This window comes from Micromonospora sp. MH33, assembly GCF_003013775.1.
GTDB lineage: Bacteria > Actinomycetota > Actinomycetes > Mycobacteriales > Micromonosporaceae > Micromonospora > Micromonospora fulviviridis.
Genome location: NZ_MUYZ01000165.1, coordinates 1 through 14,716 on the forward strand (window position 1 = coordinate 1; position 14,716 = coordinate 14,716).

Annotated in this window: 15 protein-coding genes and 2 pseudogenes; 12 read left to right on the top strand and 5 right to left on the bottom strand. The window is 73.3% G+C overall.

Annotated elements, in window-relative coordinates:
- The 3 genes and pseudogenes from B0E53_RS22610 to B0E53_RS22620 all read left to right on the top strand — a co-directional run.
- Window positions 1-190 (top strand): annotated as a pseudogene (locus tag B0E53_RS22610) (hypothetical protein); the annotation flags it as partial.
- A gap of 40 nt (window positions 191-230) precedes the next feature.
- Window positions 231-794: a heme-binding protein gene (locus B0E53_RS22615; protein ID WP_107077897.1), complete on the top strand. Its 564-nt coding sequence runs from the start codon at window positions 231-233 to the stop codon at window positions 792-794.
- A 56-nt stretch (window positions 795-850) separates the two neighbouring features.
- Window positions 851-1,390, top strand: a complete 540-nt coding sequence (locus tag B0E53_RS22620; RefSeq protein ID WP_107077898.1) for a DUF1697 domain-containing protein — start codon at window positions 851-853, stop codon at window positions 1,388-1,390.
- Between the two features lie 46 nt (window positions 1,391-1,436).
- Here the strand turns inward: B0E53_RS22620 and B0E53_RS22625 are convergent, their stop codons facing one another.
- Window positions 1,437-2,423, bottom strand: a complete 987-nt coding sequence (locus B0E53_RS22625; protein ID WP_107077899.1) for an MBL fold metallo-hydrolase — start codon at window positions 2,421-2,423, stop codon at window positions 1,437-1,439.
- Between the two features lie 152 nt (window positions 2,424-2,575).
- Window positions 2,576-3,457 (bottom strand): serine hydrolase, encoded by an 882-nt coding sequence (locus tag B0E53_RS22630; protein WP_107077900.1) that lies wholly within the window; start codon window positions 3,455-3,457, stop codon window positions 2,576-2,578.
- 49 nt (window positions 3,458-3,506) lie between these two features.
- Between B0E53_RS22630 and B0E53_RS22635 the strand changes: the two genes are divergently transcribed.
- Window positions 3,507-4,499 carry a LysR substrate-binding domain-containing protein gene (locus B0E53_RS22635; protein WP_107077901.1) on the top strand — a complete coding sequence of 331 codons (993 nt, stop codon included), beginning with the start codon at window positions 3,507-3,509 and terminating at the stop codon, window positions 4,497-4,499.
- Here the strand turns inward: B0E53_RS22635 and B0E53_RS22640 are convergent.
- The gene (locus tag B0E53_RS22640; protein ID WP_107077902.1) at window positions 4,481-4,984 is read right to left on the bottom strand and encodes a hypothetical protein; all 504 of its coding nucleotides are present in this window, start codon (window positions 4,982-4,984) and stop codon (window positions 4,481-4,483) included. The two genes, B0E53_RS22635 and B0E53_RS22640, sit on opposite strands and share 19 nt — an antisense overlap.
- Before the next feature lie 314 nt (window positions 4,985-5,298).
- On the opposite strand from B0E53_RS22640, the gene B0E53_RS22645 reads away from it, so the two are divergent.
- From B0E53_RS22645 to B0E53_RS37780, 5 genes are all read left to right on the top strand, one after another.
- A complete protein-coding gene (locus B0E53_RS22645) occupies window positions 5,299-6,483 on the top strand; it encodes an endonuclease (protein ID WP_107077903.1) in 1,185 nt (394 codons plus the stop codon).
- A 167-nt stretch (window positions 6,484-6,650) separates the two neighbouring features.
- Entirely contained in the window at window positions 6,651-7,505 is an 855-nt protein-coding gene (locus B0E53_RS22650) for an aldo/keto reductase (protein ID WP_107077904.1), read from the top strand.
- Between the two features lie 496 nt (window positions 7,506-8,001).
- Window positions 8,002-8,985, top strand: a complete 984-nt coding sequence (locus tag B0E53_RS22660) for an aldo/keto reductase (RefSeq protein ID WP_107077905.1) — start codon at window positions 8,002-8,004, stop codon at window positions 8,983-8,985.
- A 258-nt stretch (window positions 8,986-9,243) separates the two neighbouring features.
- Window positions 9,244-10,320, top strand: a complete 1,077-nt coding sequence (locus B0E53_RS22665) for a glycosyltransferase family 2 protein (RefSeq protein WP_107077906.1) — start codon at window positions 9,244-9,246, stop codon at window positions 10,318-10,320.
- Window positions 10,321-10,337: 17 nt separating this feature from the next.
- Window positions 10,338-10,508 carry a hypothetical protein gene (locus B0E53_RS37780; RefSeq protein WP_168215388.1) on the top strand — a complete coding sequence of 57 codons (171 nt, stop codon included), beginning with the start codon at window positions 10,338-10,340 and terminating at the stop codon, window positions 10,506-10,508.
- A 53-nt stretch (window positions 10,509-10,561) separates the two neighbouring features.
- Here B0E53_RS37780 and B0E53_RS22670 read toward each other — a convergent pair whose 3' ends face one another.
- Window positions 10,562-11,062, bottom strand: coding sequence for a GNAT family N-acetyltransferase (locus B0E53_RS22670; protein ID WP_107077907.1), 501 nt, complete (start codon window positions 11,060-11,062; stop codon window positions 10,562-10,564).
- Between the two features lie 134 nt (window positions 11,063-11,196).
- Between B0E53_RS22670 and B0E53_RS22675 the strand changes: the two genes are divergently transcribed.
- Genes B0E53_RS22675 through B0E53_RS22685 form a run of 3 tightly spaced genes read left to right on the top strand, consistent with a single transcriptional unit; the run spans window position 11,197 to window position 13,643 of the window.
- Entirely contained in the window at window positions 11,197-11,751 is a 555-nt protein-coding gene (locus B0E53_RS22675; protein ID WP_107077908.1) for an NAD(P)H-dependent oxidoreductase, read from the top strand.
- Between the two features lie 27 nt (window positions 11,752-11,778).
- Window positions 11,779-12,792: an ATP-binding cassette domain-containing protein gene (locus tag B0E53_RS22680; protein WP_107077910.1), complete on the top strand. Its 1,014-nt coding sequence runs from the start codon at window positions 11,779-11,781 to the stop codon at window positions 12,790-12,792.
- A complete protein-coding gene (locus tag B0E53_RS22685; RefSeq protein WP_107077909.1) occupies window positions 12,789-13,643 on the top strand; it encodes an ABC transporter permease in 855 nt (284 codons plus the stop codon). The genes B0E53_RS22680 and B0E53_RS22685 overlap by 4 nt, the downstream gene beginning before the upstream one ends.
- 99 nt (window positions 13,644-13,742) lie before the next feature.
- Here B0E53_RS22685 and B0E53_RS22690 read toward each other — a convergent pair.
- Window positions 13,743-14,716, bottom strand: a pseudogene (locus B0E53_RS22690) (ATPase); the annotation flags it as partial.

The window sequence follows — 14,716 nt, forward strand, 5'->3', positions numbered from 1 at the left end:
GGGGCTGCCGGCCGGGGCGGACGCGTTGCTGCGGGCCCGGCAGCGGGCGGTCGACGCCGGCCGGGGCGGCGAGGCGGCTGAGCTGCGCGGCGAGCTGGCCCGGCTCGGCGTGGTGGTCCGGGACGAGGGAAAGCGGCAGTACTGGCGGCTGGTCGCCGGTCCGCCGGACCGGGACGGCGTGCGGCGGTAGCGTCGGCGGTGGGACCACCACCGAGGCCGGGGAGGGTGCGATGACCGAGCGGCAGCCGTACCGCGTGGTGGCCCGTCACCCGGGGTTCGAGCTGCGCCGCTACCCGCCCCACCTGGTCGCCGAGGTCCGCGTCCACGGGTCGTTCGAGTCCGCCGCCAACGAGGCCTTCCGGCCACTGGCCCGGTACCTCTCCGGCGCGAACCGGTCCCGGCGGGCGGTCTCGGTGACCTCGCCGGCCGGGGAGGAATCCGCCGGCTCGGAACGGATCGCGATGACGGCCCCCGTGCTCCAGGAGGAGGGCGACCGGCCGGGGAGCTGGCTGGTGCAGTTCGTGATGCCGGCGGGCTTCACCCCGGCCACGCTGCCCGAGCCGAAAGACCCGCTGGTCACCACCCGGGAGGTCCCCGGGCAGCTCGCGGCGGCGATGCGGTTCTCCGGGCGGTGGACCGCGCGGGCGTTCGAGCGACGGGCCACCGCGCTGGGCCGCGCGGTCACCGCCGCCGGTCTGCGCCCGACCGACGCCGTCCGGTACGCCCGCTTCGACCCGCCGTGGAAGCCCTGGTTCCTGCGCCGTAACGAGGTCGTGCTCCCGGTCGCCGAGTAGTCGGCGGCCAGCGGCCTAGGCTGGGCGGCGAGCGCCCGTCGAGCGAGGAGGCCCGGATGAACCGCTACGCCGCCCTGTTGCGGGGCGTCAACGTCGGCACCACCCGGCTCGCCATGGCCGACCTGCGCCGCCTCGTCACCGACCTCGGGCACTCCGACGTCAAGACGTACCTGCAGAGCGGCAACGTGGTCTTCAGCAGCCCGCCGACGAAGGACGACATCCTGGCCGAGGGAATCGCGCGCAGGCTCGCCGACGAGCTGGGCCTGCGCGTGCCGGTGCTGGTGCGCAGCGGCGACGAACTGGCCTCGGTCGTGTCGGCCAGCCCGTACGCCGGGAAGCAGGACGACCCGACCCGGGTGCTGGTGGCCTTCCTCGCGGAGGCGCCGAGCAAGGCCCGGGTCAAGGAGCTGGCCGCGCCGGCCGGGGAGAACCTGGAGTTCACGGTCGACGGCCGCGAGGTCCACCTGCACTTCCCCGACGGCGGTTACGGGCGGACCAAGTTCACCAACGCCAACCTGGAGAAGAAGCTGGGCGTCGTGGCGACCACCCGGAACTGGAAGTCGGTGCTGGCGCTGCGCGACCTGACCGCGGGCTGAGCGGAGGGGCCGGCCCCCGTGACCCGGCGGCCCCTCCGCCACCGCCTCAGAAGTGGTACGCCGTGTGGTACTCCGGCACCAGCACACGGCTGCGCGGCGACGCCTTCCGCACGGCGGCGATCAGGTCGTCGAGGCGCTTGCGGTCGTTCGGCGCCACCGTCGGCGGGTTGGTCAACGGGGTCTCGAAGTTGTCCCAGTGCACCGGCACCACGACCTTCGGATGATCGAGCGCGGCCATCAGCCGGGGCACGTAGTCGGCGGTGGAGGTGCTCGCGGCGGAGGCCACCATCGCCACGTCGGGGGCCAGCCCGACCAGGTTGCGCTCGGCGAAGTCGCTCGCCCCCATGAAGAACACCGACGGGCCGCCGTCGACCCGGATCTGGTACGCCAGGGTGTCCCCCTCGGGCAGGTCGGAGATCTTCTCCGGCTTGGGCGGCCGGCTGACCCGTACGCCGGGGAAGGCCATCGACCAGGCGCCGTTGCGGCTGTGCAGGGAGCTGATCACCTCGACCGTGTACGCGCCGAAGTCGAGCACCTCGCCGCCCTTGACCGGGGCGAGCTGCCCGGACGGCAGCCCGTGGGCCAGGCCGAGGTGGTAGGCGGTCAGGGTGCCGACGACCCGGGCGCCGGTCCGCTCGGCGATGTAGGGCACGTCGTTGAAGTGGTCCCAGTGGGTGTGCGTGACCAGGATGTTCTCGGCCCGGTCCACCAGCGGGTCGATGACCGTGGGCCGCACGGTCAGCGGGGTCTCCTCGTTGAACGCGCCCTTGAAGAGGCCGGTGTCGTAGCGGCTCAGGTACGGGTCGACCAGCACCGTGCCGATGTCGATCCGCCAGCCGGACGTGCCCCACCAGCGGAAGCTGACCGCGCCGTTGCGGCCGGCGCCGGCGGCGGCCCCGGTGGAGGTGGCGACGGGGGTGGTGGCGGCCCGGGCCGGCGCGCCGGCGGCGAGGCCGGCGGTCGACACGGCGGCGGCGCCGACCGCGGCGTCGCGCAGGAAACGGCGGCGGTCGTACGACCGTTGGTCGAGCATGGAGCGTCCTCCCCGTGGAGCAGGTTGTTCGGTAGTGCCACCCCACCACCGGCCACCCGCCGATGTCCAAGATCGCCCGGCGGCACGGTCGATACGCGTCCGGATATCACCACAGGTCACGGCCCCGAACGCGGCCCGACCCGGCCGGGAAATCAGCCGGCGCGCAGCGCCTCGACGGCGGCCCGGGCGGCGTCTCCCATCGCCAGGTCCACATCGATCCGGCGGGTGCTGAGCCGCTCGGTGCGGGCGAAGACCGCGACCGCGTACCGGCCGCCGTCGGGATACTCGACGACCCCGGCCTCCAGGTGCAGGCCGGGCAGGGTGCCGGTCTTGCCGGCCACCCGGACGCCGGGCGGGAAGCCGGCGGCGAGCCGGGTCCAGAAGAGCTGCCGGGCCATCAGCTCGCGGACCATCCCGCAGGCGGCGGGCGGCCCGGCCTCGTCCCGCCAGATCAAGCCGAGCAACCGGGTGATCTCCCGGGCCGTGCTGGAGGTGGTGTGGGCCGGGTCGAAGACCCGCATGGCCCGGACCCGCTCCGGCGGCAGGGTGGGGAAGATCCGGGCGAAGTCGGCCTCGGTGCGGGCCCCCACGTCGGCGAGCATCGTCTCCACCAGCTGCCGAGGACCGCCGACGATCCGGGTACGCGGCAGGTCCAGCTCGGCGGCGAGCATCGGCAGCACGTCCGGGCCGACCCGGCGCAGCAGCAGGTCGGCGGCCGTGTTGTCGCTGACCGACATGGCGAAGTAGGCCAGGTCGCGCAGGGACACCTCGACGTCGTCGGCGCAGCCGGCGACGCCCCAGCCACCGAGCCGGTCGGCGGCGCCGACCAGCACCCGCTCGGCCGGGTCGAGCTGCCCGGCGACGGCCTGCCGGGCGAACTCCAGCACCAGCAGGATCTTGAACACCGAGGCGATCACCACCTGCTCGTCGGCGCGCAGCGCCACCTCCCGCCCGGGCGCGTCGACGTCCACGACGTGCAGGCAGCCGCTGATCCCGGCCCGCTGGAAGATCTCCCCGATCCGCTCCGCGCTCACCCCGACACGCTAACCAGCGGTGATCGGGGCGGGCGTAGGGTGGCCCGTCGTGGACCTGCTGCGACACCTGCGGCACTTCGTGGTGGTGGCCCGGGAGCTGCACTTCGGCCGGGCGGCCGAGGTGCTCGGCATGGCGCAGCCGCCGCTGAGCCAGTCGATCCAGCGACTGGAACGCGAGCTGGGCGCCACCCTCTTCGACCGGTCACAGCGCCGGGTCCGGCTCACCACGGCCGGCCAGCTCCTGCTCGGCGAGGCCGACGAACTGCTCGCCGGGGAGCGCCGGCTGCGTAACCTCGTCGACCAGGTACGCCGGGGCGCGCTCGGCGTGCTGCGCGCCGGCGTACCCCCGGAGACCCCGGCCGTGACGCTGCGCGCGCTGCTCGACGGGCTGGCCGCCCGGGCGCCCGGGCTCGACCTGGACCTGCACGAGCTGACCAGTGCCGAGCAGCGGCGGATGCTGGCCGAGGGGCGGCTGGACGTCGGCCTGCTGCACCATCCGGTGGAGGAGACCGGGCTGCGCTTCGGCCCGGCCGTGGACGCGCCGGTCGGGGTGCTGCTGCCCCGGGCCGCTCCGGTGGCCCGGGCCCGGGAGGTGGGGCTGGCCGACCTGGCCGGCCTGGATCTGATCACCGCGCCGCCGGCCACCGCGCCCGGCTGGCACGGGCACCTGCTGGCGGTCTGCCGCCGGCACGGCTTCGTGCCCGCCCGGGTCCGGCCGGCCCGCAACCCGGAGTTTCTGTTCGGACTGCTGCTGGCCGGCGGCGCGGTCGCCCTGGAACCGGAGTCGGTGGCTCGCCGCGAGCCCCGGATCGCCTGGCGGCCGCTGGTCGGCGCGCCGCTGGTGAAGCGCACGTCGGCGGCCTGGCCGGCCCGGGCGGGGCACCCCGCCGCCCCGATGTTCGGGCAGCTCGCGGCCGAGGTGCTGGCCGTCGCGGCGCCGCCACCGGCGACGGCGGCGCTCGCGTCGGCCGCCCGGCCCTGGCCGGTGCTCTTCGAGGCCGGCCAGGGCGGGACGAGCCCGGATCAGCAGCCGCAGGTGTAGTAGAGGATGTCCCAGTGGTTGCCCTCCAAGGTGTAGAGGTTGCCGGAGGGCGCGCGGTACTGGTAGCCGAAGCCGGAGATGTAGCCGACGTAGGTGTAGGCCGCGGAGATGTAGTTCTGGATGCAGGTGCTCGGGGCGATGTCCACCTTGTAGCCGTTCCAGTGGCTGTAGGTGCCGCTCGCGTGGCCGACCTCGGTGCCGGCGGTGATGGTGATGGCGCAGCCGCTGGCGCGCTTGAAGGTGATGATCCCGTCGATGGTGGCCTGCCGGATGCCCTCGAAAGAGGTGCAGGTGGAGACGTAGCGGTCGCTGCAGTTGCCGCTGGAGGTCCAGGAGATCCCGGCGGCGCGGAGTTGTGAGGTGGCGCTGGAGTGGCTGATCGCCCAGGCCGGCGCGGCCAGCCCGAGGGCGGCGCCGACGGTGACGGCGGTGGCGGCGAGCAGGGTGAGCAGGCGACGACGCAGACCGGTTCGGATGGACGACATGACGCTCCCGTTCCCGTGGCGATGGAGTCCTGCAAGAAGGTGAAACGACTTGCAGGATTCCTATCAAGCATCTATGTCGGTCGATATGTGTCCGGCACACACAGGAGCAGTCCGGGCCGATGTGCGCCGCCGACCTTGCCCGCGCCGCCGGCGGCATGCCGCACGGATCATCCGGCGGCCCGCGACGAGCCGGGCCGAGCGGGTAGGGAACCCTGGTGGCAGGCCTTGGCCGGCGCTCTTCGACGCCGGCCGGGACACAAAGTTGCCCTCCTGATCTCCCCGAGTTCACCCCCGGCCCGCTAGCATCGCCGTTCATGAATATAAAGAGCGTCACCCGCTCGCGACCCGGGCGGCTGATCGCGGCCATCGTGCTGGCCGTCACCGTGGTGACCCCGGTGGTGGTGACCGGCACGGCGTCCGCGGCGACCACGCTGACCGTGGCGCAGGCGCTGGCCGCCCAGGACGGCCGCAGCGCCACCGTGACCGGCTACGTGATCGGCCAGCCGACCGCCACCAGCACCGTGATCACCGCCAACTACACCGCGGACACCGCGATCGCCATCGCCGACGCGGCCACCGAAACCAGCACCGGCCGGATGCTCTACGTGCAGGTCACCGCCGAATGGCGCAGCAGCTTCGGCCTGCTCACCAATCCCTCGCTACGCGGCCGGCAGATCACCGCGACCGGCACGCTCACCGCCTACTTCAGCCACGGCGGGCTGAAGAACCCGACCGCCATGAGCCTCGGCGGCGGCGGCACCACCCCGTCGCCGACCGCCTCGCCCAGCCCCACCGGCACCGGCGGCCCGTACGACTCGACCTACTACGCGGGCGCCGTCGGCAAGACCGGGACGGCGCTGCGCGGTTCGCTGCACACCATCATCAAGGTGCAGACCACCCTCTCGTACGACCAGGTGTGGGAGGCGCTCAAGGACACCGACCAGGATCCGGCCAACTCCGCCAACGTGATCCTGCTCTACAGCGGACGCTCGCAGAGCAAGAACAGCAACGGGGGCGGCGTGGACGACTGGAACCGGGAGCACGTCTGGGCCAAGTCACACGGCGACTTCGGCACCGCCAACGGCCCCGGCACCGACGTGCACCACCTGCGCCCGGAGGACGTGTCGGTCAACTCGCTGCGCGGCAACAAGGACTTCGACTCGGGCGGCAGCACGGTCGCCGAGGCGCCGGGCTGCTACACCGACGCCGACTCCTTCGAGCCGCGCAACGCGGTCAAGGGCGACGTGGCCCGCATGATCCTCTACATGGCGATCCGGTACGAGGGCGACGACGGCTGGCCGAACCTGGAGCCGAACGACTCGGTGAGCAACGGCAGCGCCCCCTACCTGGGGCGGATCTCCAAGCTGCTCGCCTGGAACGACCTCGACCCGCCGGACGCCTTCGAGCGGCGACGCAACCAAAGGATCTACGAACGCTGGCAGGGCAACCGGAACCCGTTCGTCGACCACCCGGAGTGGGCGCGGGCGATCTGGGGCTGACCGGCGCCGCCGGCGCGGGCCCGACCCGCGCCGGCCGCCGGTTGGCGCAGATCACCCGACCACGGCCGTGACGAGCCGGACCGAGCGGGTAGAGAACCCCGGTGGCAGGCCCGGCGCCGCGCGTGGAAGCGTTCCCGGGCACCCGGACGATCGGAGATGATGCTTCCATGGCCCCGAACAGCGTTCCCCACATCTCGCTCAACGACGGCAACACCATCCCGCAGCTCGGCTTCGGGGTGTTCCAGATCGACCCGAAGGACACCGCGCAGGCCGTCGGCACGGCGCTGGAGGTCGGCTACCGACACATCGACACCGCCGAGATGTACGGCAACGAGGCCGAGGTCGGGCAGGCCGTGCGCACCTCCGGGCTGGACCGCGGCCAGGTCTTCGTCACCAGCAAGCTGAACAACGGCTTCCACCGCCCGGACGACGCCCGCAAGGCGTTCGAGTCGACACTCCAGGCGCTGAAGTTCGACTACCTCGACCTGTTCCTGATCCACTGGCCGCTGCCGACCCTCTACGACGGCGACTTCGTGTCCACCTGGCGGGTGCTGGAGGAGTTCCAGCGCGACGGCCGGGCCAGGTCGATCGGCGTCTCCAACTTCCAGGTGACCCACCTGGAGCGGCTGGCCGCCGAGGCGGAGATCGTGCCGGCGGTGAACCAGATCGAGGTGCACCCGTACTTCGGCAACGAGGAGGTGCGCGCATACGGCAGGGCGCACAACATCCTCACCGAGGCGTGGTCCCCGATCGCCCAGGGCAAGGTGCTCGACGACCCGACCGTCGTCGACATCGCCGAGGAGGTCGGCCGGACGCCGGCGCAGGTGGTGCTGCGCTGGCACGTGCAACGCGGCGACATCGTCTTCCCGAAGTCGACCACCCCGAGCCGGATCGAGGAGAACTTCCGGATCTTCGACTTCGAGCTGGACGACGCGTCGATGGACCGGATCAACGGCCTCGACAAGGGCGAGGCGGGCCGGCAGGGGCCGAACCCGGACACCTTCGACTACGTTCCCCGATGACGCGCCACCACGACCGGGGTCCGGCCGCCGGGCCCCGGTCGCGGGTTCAGGAGTCGACCCGCTCGGCGACCCGGCGGAACGCGGCCTGGGTCGGTGACCCGCGCGGGGACGTAGACGTTGACTTCCTCCCACGCCTGAAGGGCGGGGGATTCCCGTGGCTGAGGCGCGTTCACGCCGCGAGCCGTTCGGGTGGTTGGCGTTTCACAGACAGCCCTGCGGCTAGGTCTCCACGCCCTGTTACCGCCAGCCCGGCGGCGAGGATGTTCTTGGCCGCGTTCACGTCGGCGTGGTCCTGATGCCCGCAGGCGACGCACCGGAAGACCGCTTGGCTCTCGCGGGACTCCGGGGCGACATGCTTGCAGGCGCCGAGCGGCCTGCTCTGGGGTTACCAGATGGACGCCGGCGGCGGCTACGGCGTGCTCCCCTGGTGAGCGGTTGACTTCGGGTGCACTCGAAGGTGGAGGGTTGGTGGCACCGTTCTGACGGGGAGGAATCCATGCGATACCGCACCATCGGCGCCGACCCGGCCACCCGCCGCGAGGTCAGCGTGCTCAGCCTCGGCGCGATGCTCTTCGGCACCGCCACCGACGAGGCCACCTCGTACGCCATCCTCGACCGGTACGTCGAGGCCGGCGGCACCTTCATCGACACCTCGGACAACTACGCGTTCTGGCACAACGGGGGCCAGGGCGGGGAGAGCGAGGAGCTGCTGGGCCGCTGGCGGCGCAGCCGCGGTGTCGGCGGCGAGGTGTTCATCGCCACCAAGCTCGGCGCCCGGCCCCTCGCCCCGGGCACCAGCTACGTGGACAACGCCGAGGGCCTGTCGGCCAAGGTGATCCGCGAGTCGGCCGAGCGCAGCCGGGAACGGCTCGGCGTGGACCGGCTCGACCTGCTCTACGCGCACATCGAGGACCGGACCGTGCCAGTGGAGGAGACGGTCCAGGGCTTCGCGGAGCTGGTCGCCGAGGGCACCGTCGGGCTGCTGGGCGCCAGCAACCACCGCGCCTGGCGGGTCGAGCGGGCCCGGGCCGTGGCCGCCGCGGCCGGCCTGCCCGGGTACGAGGTGCTCCAGTACCACCGCAGTTACCTGCCCCGCCGGCTGGACCTGCCGGGCGACCTGGACCCGGACGGCGACGTCGGCTGGGTCGGCCCGGACCTGGCCAGCTACCTTCGGGCCGAGCCGCGGCTCACCCTGGTGGCGTACTCGCCGCTGCTCAAGGGCGCGTACGCGAAGCCGGAACGCCTCGGCGAGGAGTACGCCCTGCCCAGCACCCCGGCCCGGCTGGCGGCGCTGCGCGCGGTGGCCGACGAGACCGGGGCGACGGTCAACCAGGTGGTGCTCGCCTGGCTGCTGGGCGGCGACGTGCCGGCGATCCCCCTGGTCGGCTTCTCCTCGGTGGCGCAACTGGAGGAGAGTCTCGCGGCGGTCGAGTTGGAGCTGACCCCGGAGCAGCGGGCCCGGCTGGACACGGCACGGTAGGCGCGGGGCGCTGGTCGCCCGCTCCCGGCCGTGGGGTGCTGCGAAACTCCACCGTTCGGCGCTTTCTCGCCGGCCGTCCGCCTGCCCGATGCGACCGGAATTGAGAATCACTCCCGACATTGTCTCTCGTTAGCTGGATGTAGCGGGGTTGCTCCCGGCACGCTCTGCGGCCGGACCGGCTGGCAACCGACGTGACTGTTCAGCGACGGGAAACGGGGCCCACGCACCGATGTGGACGATTCTGCGGGCGGCTGCCCGATGAGCACCTATCGCCACAAGCGGGTCTTCGTGGTGGTGCCCGCCTACAACGAGGCGGGCACCATCACCGAAACCATCCGCGCCCTCCAGGCGCAGACCCGGCCCGTGGACCGGCTGGTCGTGGTGCCGAACAACTGCTCCGACGACACGGCCGCGGTCGCATGGGCGGCCGGGGCTGAGGTGTGGGAGATGCCCGGCCCGAACCCGCACAAGAAGGCGGGCGCCCTCAACTGGGCCATCAGCCTGATGCTGCCGCAACTCCACGACCAGGACATGCTGCTGGTCACGGACGCGGACAGCATCCTCGCGCCCGGTGCGGTCGCCGCCGCCGTCCGCGGGCTGGAGCGCCGGGGCGTCGGCGCGGTCTGCGCCGACTACCGGCTGGACCGCCAGCCCCGGCTGTTGGACATCCTGCAGGGCAACGAGTACGCCCGCTTCTCCCGTTGGGTCTGGCGCAAGGGCGGCCATGCCGTCGTCCTGTCCGGGGTGGCCACCCTCTTCCCCGTCCCGGTGGTCCGGCGGATCCTGGCCGCCCGCGCCAGCGGTGACCTGCCCGGCTATCGGGGCGAGTTGTACCACCGCGATCCGGCCACCGAGGACATCGAGATGACCTTCGCGGTCCGGTCGCTGGGCTACCGCCCCCGGGTCGCCCCCGGGTTCGAAGCTGTCACCGACTCCATGCCGACCGTCCAGGCCCTCATCACCCAGCGGGTCCGCTGGCAGCGCGGCATGCTCGACTCGCTGCGCCTGTACGGCGTCCGCTGGTGGAACGCCGGCAACTGGCTGCGGCAACTCGGCATCTACGCCACGTCGCTGCTCGTCCCGCTCTACCTGGCCAGCCTGGCCGCGGGGTGGTTCCTGATCGGTTTCGTCCCGTGGGACCCCCGTTGGCTGGCGCTCACCGCCGTGTTCGTGCTCGAGCGCGCGCTGACCGTCCGCCGGCAGGGCTGGTGGGCACTGCTCACCGCCGCCGCGCTGCTCCCCGAGTGGTGCTACGAGCAGGTCAGGTCGTTCGCCTACTGGCGGGCACTGGCCCAGACCGTGCGCGGAACCGACCGCGTATGGATCAATTCCTGAGACGAAAGGCACTCATCATGTACCAGCGTGGATGCGCCGCTGCCGCCGCCGGCTGCTCGGCCTCCCTGCCCGTCACCGGCGTCAGCATCACGTGGTCGCTGGTGGCCGGCGCGACGCTCCTGATCGCCGGCATGGCCCTGCTCCGGCTCGCCCCGAGCATCCGGAGCCGTAAGGCCCGCGCCAGCTGATCCGTCCTGCCACGGCGCGGCGGGCCTCGGCCGCGCCGTGGCGCCTGATCACCTCAACCGGTCAGGTCGACGCGCCAGTCGTTGGAGCGCATCAGGTGCCCCGGCGGGTACTCGAACTCCGTCTCGCCGAGCAGCGTGAACCCGGCCTTGCGGCACACCGCGTTCGACGCCGGATGGTCCACCGACGGGTAGGCGTGCGCGTAGCGCCGATCGCCGTGCGCCGCGGCCTCCGCGATCAGCGCCCGCACCGCCGCGCTCGCCAGCCCCCGCCCCTGGTACGCCGGCAGCACCGCCCAGCCCATCTCGTACACCGGCTCGCCGCGCCACTCCCGCGCCCAGTACCCGACGCTGCCGACCTTCGTCCCGTCGGGCAGCCCGACGGTGAACATGTGTCCGCTGCGCGGGCCGGGGCCGCGCAGGTAGCGCTCGTGCCGGGCGAGCACCTGCTCGTCGGTCTCCGGGCCGCCGGTGTGCGCCCGCACCTCCGGCGCGTTGAGCTGCCGCAGCAGCGCCAGGTCGTCGGCGCTCCACCGCGCGAGGCGTACCTCGGTCATGCCGTTCCCCTTCCGTTCGGCGCCGATGGAAGCAGCCACCCCCGACACGCGCCCGTCGCCAGATCCGATCTGGCGGGCTGCCGGCCGCCGTCTGGCGCCTGTGGGATGAGGCCCGACACCAGCGGGAGGGGACCATGACGCCGTTGCGGCTCGCCGTGATCATCGGCAGCACCCGGGAGGGGCGGATCGGCGACCGGATCGGTCGCTGGTTCGTCGCGCAGGCACGGCGGCGCGACGGCCTGGCCGTGACCGTGCTCGACCTGGCCGGATACGACTTCCCGACCAGCCTGCCGGCCGAGCCGACCGGGGCGATGCGCTCGTTCGCCGCGGAGGTGAACCGCGCGGAGGCGTTCGTGGTGGTCACCCCGGAGTACAACCACAGCTTCCCGGCCTCGTTGAAACAGGCGATCGACTACGCCTACGACGAGTGGCAGGCCAAGCCGGTCGGCTTCGTGTCGTACGGCTGCCGGTCGGTCGGCCTGCACGCGGTCGACCAACTGCGGACCGTGTTCACCGCCCTGCACGCGATGACCGTGCGGGACACCGTCGGCGTCGACCTGCTCGACGGCGAGCCGACGGGGCGGGGCGAGGAGCAGCTCCGGCAGGACGTCCGGGTGCTCCTCGACGAGCTGTGCTGGTGGGGCCTGGCGCTGCGCGAGGGCCGCGCGGCGCGCCCGTACGTCTCCTGAGAACACCGACGAAGAGAGGTAGTGATCATGAGTAACCGGAACACCGGCCCGGCCGTCGAGGCCGACGGCCTGGTCCGGTCGTTCGGCCCGACCCGCGCGCTCGACGGCCTGGACCTGCGGGTCCCCGCCGGCACCGTCTACGGGCTGCTCGGGCCGAACGGCGCCGGCAAGACCACCGCGGTGCGGGTGCTGGCCACGCTGCTGCGCCCGGACGGTGGGCGGGCCCGCGTCTTCGGGCACGACGTCGTCGCCGAGGCGGACGCGGTCCGCGCCCGGGTCAGCCTGACCGGCCAGTACGCCTCGCTCGACGAGGACCTCACCGGGGCGGAGAACCTGGTCCTGCTGGGCCGGCTGCTCGGCCTGGGCCGGCCGGCGGCCCGGCAGCGGGCCGAGCGGCTGCTCGCCGCGTTCGGGCTCACCGAGGCGGCCGGGCGGCAGGTGAAGAAGTACTCGGGCGAGATGCGGCGGCGGATCGACATCGCGGCCAGCATCCTGAACACCCCGGACCTGCTCTTCCTGGACGAGCCGACGACCGGGCTGGACCCGCGCAGCCGCAACCAGGTGTGGGAGATCATCCGGGCCGTGGTCGCGCACGGCACCACGGTGCTGCTGACCACCCAGTACCTGGACGAGGCCGACCAGCTCGCCGGCCGGATCGCGGTGGTCGACCACGGCCGGGTGATCGCGGAGGGCACCCCGGGCGAGCTGAAGTCGTCGGTCGGCTCCGGCACCGTCCACGTACGACTGCGCGACGCCGGGGAGCGGCCCCGGGCCGAGCAGGTGCTGCGGGCGGCGCTGGGCGTGCCGGTGCAGCTGGAGGCGGACCCGGTGGTGCTCACCGCCCGGGTCGGTGAGGACGGCACCGACCTGGAGGCCGGCGAGCAGGCGGCGCGCGCCCTCGGTGAGCTGGCCCGGGCCGGGATCGTGGTGGACGACTTCTCCCTCGGCCAGCCGAGCCTGGACGAGGTGTTCCTGGCCCTGACCGACCACCCGGCCGTCGCGACGGACGAGCGGGACGACGAACTGGAGGCGGCCCGATGAGCGACACCGCGACCACGACCGGGCGGCCGCCGTCCGTCTTTGTGCCGTCCGCCGAGGCGCTGGCGACGGTCCTCGCCCCGGGCGAGCGGCCGCCGAGGCCGGGCGCGCTGTCCGCGTCGCTGACCTTCGGCTGGCGGGCGATGCTGAAGATCAAGCACGTGCCGGAGCAGCTCTTCGACGTGACCGCTTTCCCGATCATCATGGTGCTGATGTTCACGTACCTGTTCGGCGGTGCGCTCGCCGACAGCCCTCGGGACTACCTGCAGTTCTTCCTGCCCGGCATCATTGTGACCAGCGTCGTGATGATCACCATGTACACCGGCGTCGGGCTGAACAACGACATCGAGAAGGGCGTCTTCGACCGGATCCGCACCCTGCCGGTGTGGCGGCCCGCCGCGCTGGTCGGCATGATCTTCGGCGACGTGCTGCGCTACGTGCTCGCCGCGCTGGTCATCCTCGGCGTGGGGCTGGCGCTCGGGTTCCGGCCCGGCGGCGGGCCGGTCGGCGTCCTCGCCGGCATCGGCCTGCTGGTGGTCTTCTCGTTCGCGTTCTCCTGGGTGTGGACGTTCTTCGGCCTGGTGCTGCGCAGCGAGAAGTCGGTGATGGGGGTCAGCATGATGGTGCTGTTCCCGCTGACCTTCCTGAGCAACGTCTTCGTCGACCCGGCCACCATGCCGGGCTGGCTCCAGGCGTTCGTCAAGGCCAACCCGGTCACCCACCTGGTCGCGGCCGTACGCGCCGCGATGGCCGGATCGACCGACGCCACGAACACCCTGTGGCTGCTGTTGTGGAGCGCCGGGTTCGTGGTCGTCTTCGGCACGCTCACCATGTACCGCTACAACCGCCGCTGACCCCGGACCGGGGGCGCCGTCGCCCGGCGCCCCCGACCTGGGCGGTGTCGTCGCCCGGACCTCCAACGTGGACGGTGCCGTCATACGGCGTCCCCGGCGTCAGAGGCGCCAGGGCACCGGATCGGCCGGCAGGTAGCGGCAGGTGCCGCCGGTGGCGACGGACTCGCGCAGGTGCGCGCCGAGCACCGGGTGGCACTCCTCGATCCGCCGCAGGGTGTCCCGGATCCGGGCGGTCACCGCCTTGCGAGCCCGCTCCGCCTCGTCGCCGAGGCGGCGGCTGCGCCCGGCCAGGCCGGCGGCGGCGCGCAACTGGTCGAGCAGCGCGGCACGCTCGGCGTCGAGGGCGGCCAGCCTCGCCGCGTCATCGCGTACGGCGGCCCGGTCGATCTCGTCGTCGAGCCGCCGCAGGTGCTGCCGATAGCGGGCCTTCGCCTCATCGTCCAGCACCGGATCGCCGCCGAGCCGGCGGGCGGCGACGAGTTCCGGGCCGGCGGCCGGGTCGAGCAACTCGACCGCGGGAACGTCGACGCCCGGCCGGCCCAGCAGCAGCCGCACGTCGTGCAGACCCTTGGCGTCGGGCAGGTGCACCACCGCGCCGCCGTAGGCGAGCCGCCACACGGCCCCCTCCGGCCGGAACTCGGGGGCGGCAGTGGTCCCGGGCTCCGCCGCCCGGTCACCACTCACCGCGCCGGAAGCGGCCGGACCGCCGGCCGGGTGGCCCACTGCGGCCGATGCCGGCACCCCGACGGCGTGACCCGGTCCGCTCGGTGCTGGCACGCCGAGGGCGTGATCGGCGCCGGTGGACGCCCGCACCACGACGGCGTGATTCGCCCCGGCCTGCGCCGCGCCGCCGAGGCCCGCGTCCGGTGGTCGTGCCACGGGTCCGGCGGGGACGGGAGCCGCGGTGTTCCTCTCGCCCAGCCGGTGCAGGACGTGGGCCATGCCGAGCGCCCGTGCCTCGGCCGCCGTGTCGGCGTGCAACCGGGCGGCGGTGGCCTCGTCGCCGGGCCGCCCCCGCGCGATCAGGGCGGCCACCAGCCCGGCCCGGCTGAGCAGCGACCAGGGCCGGGCGC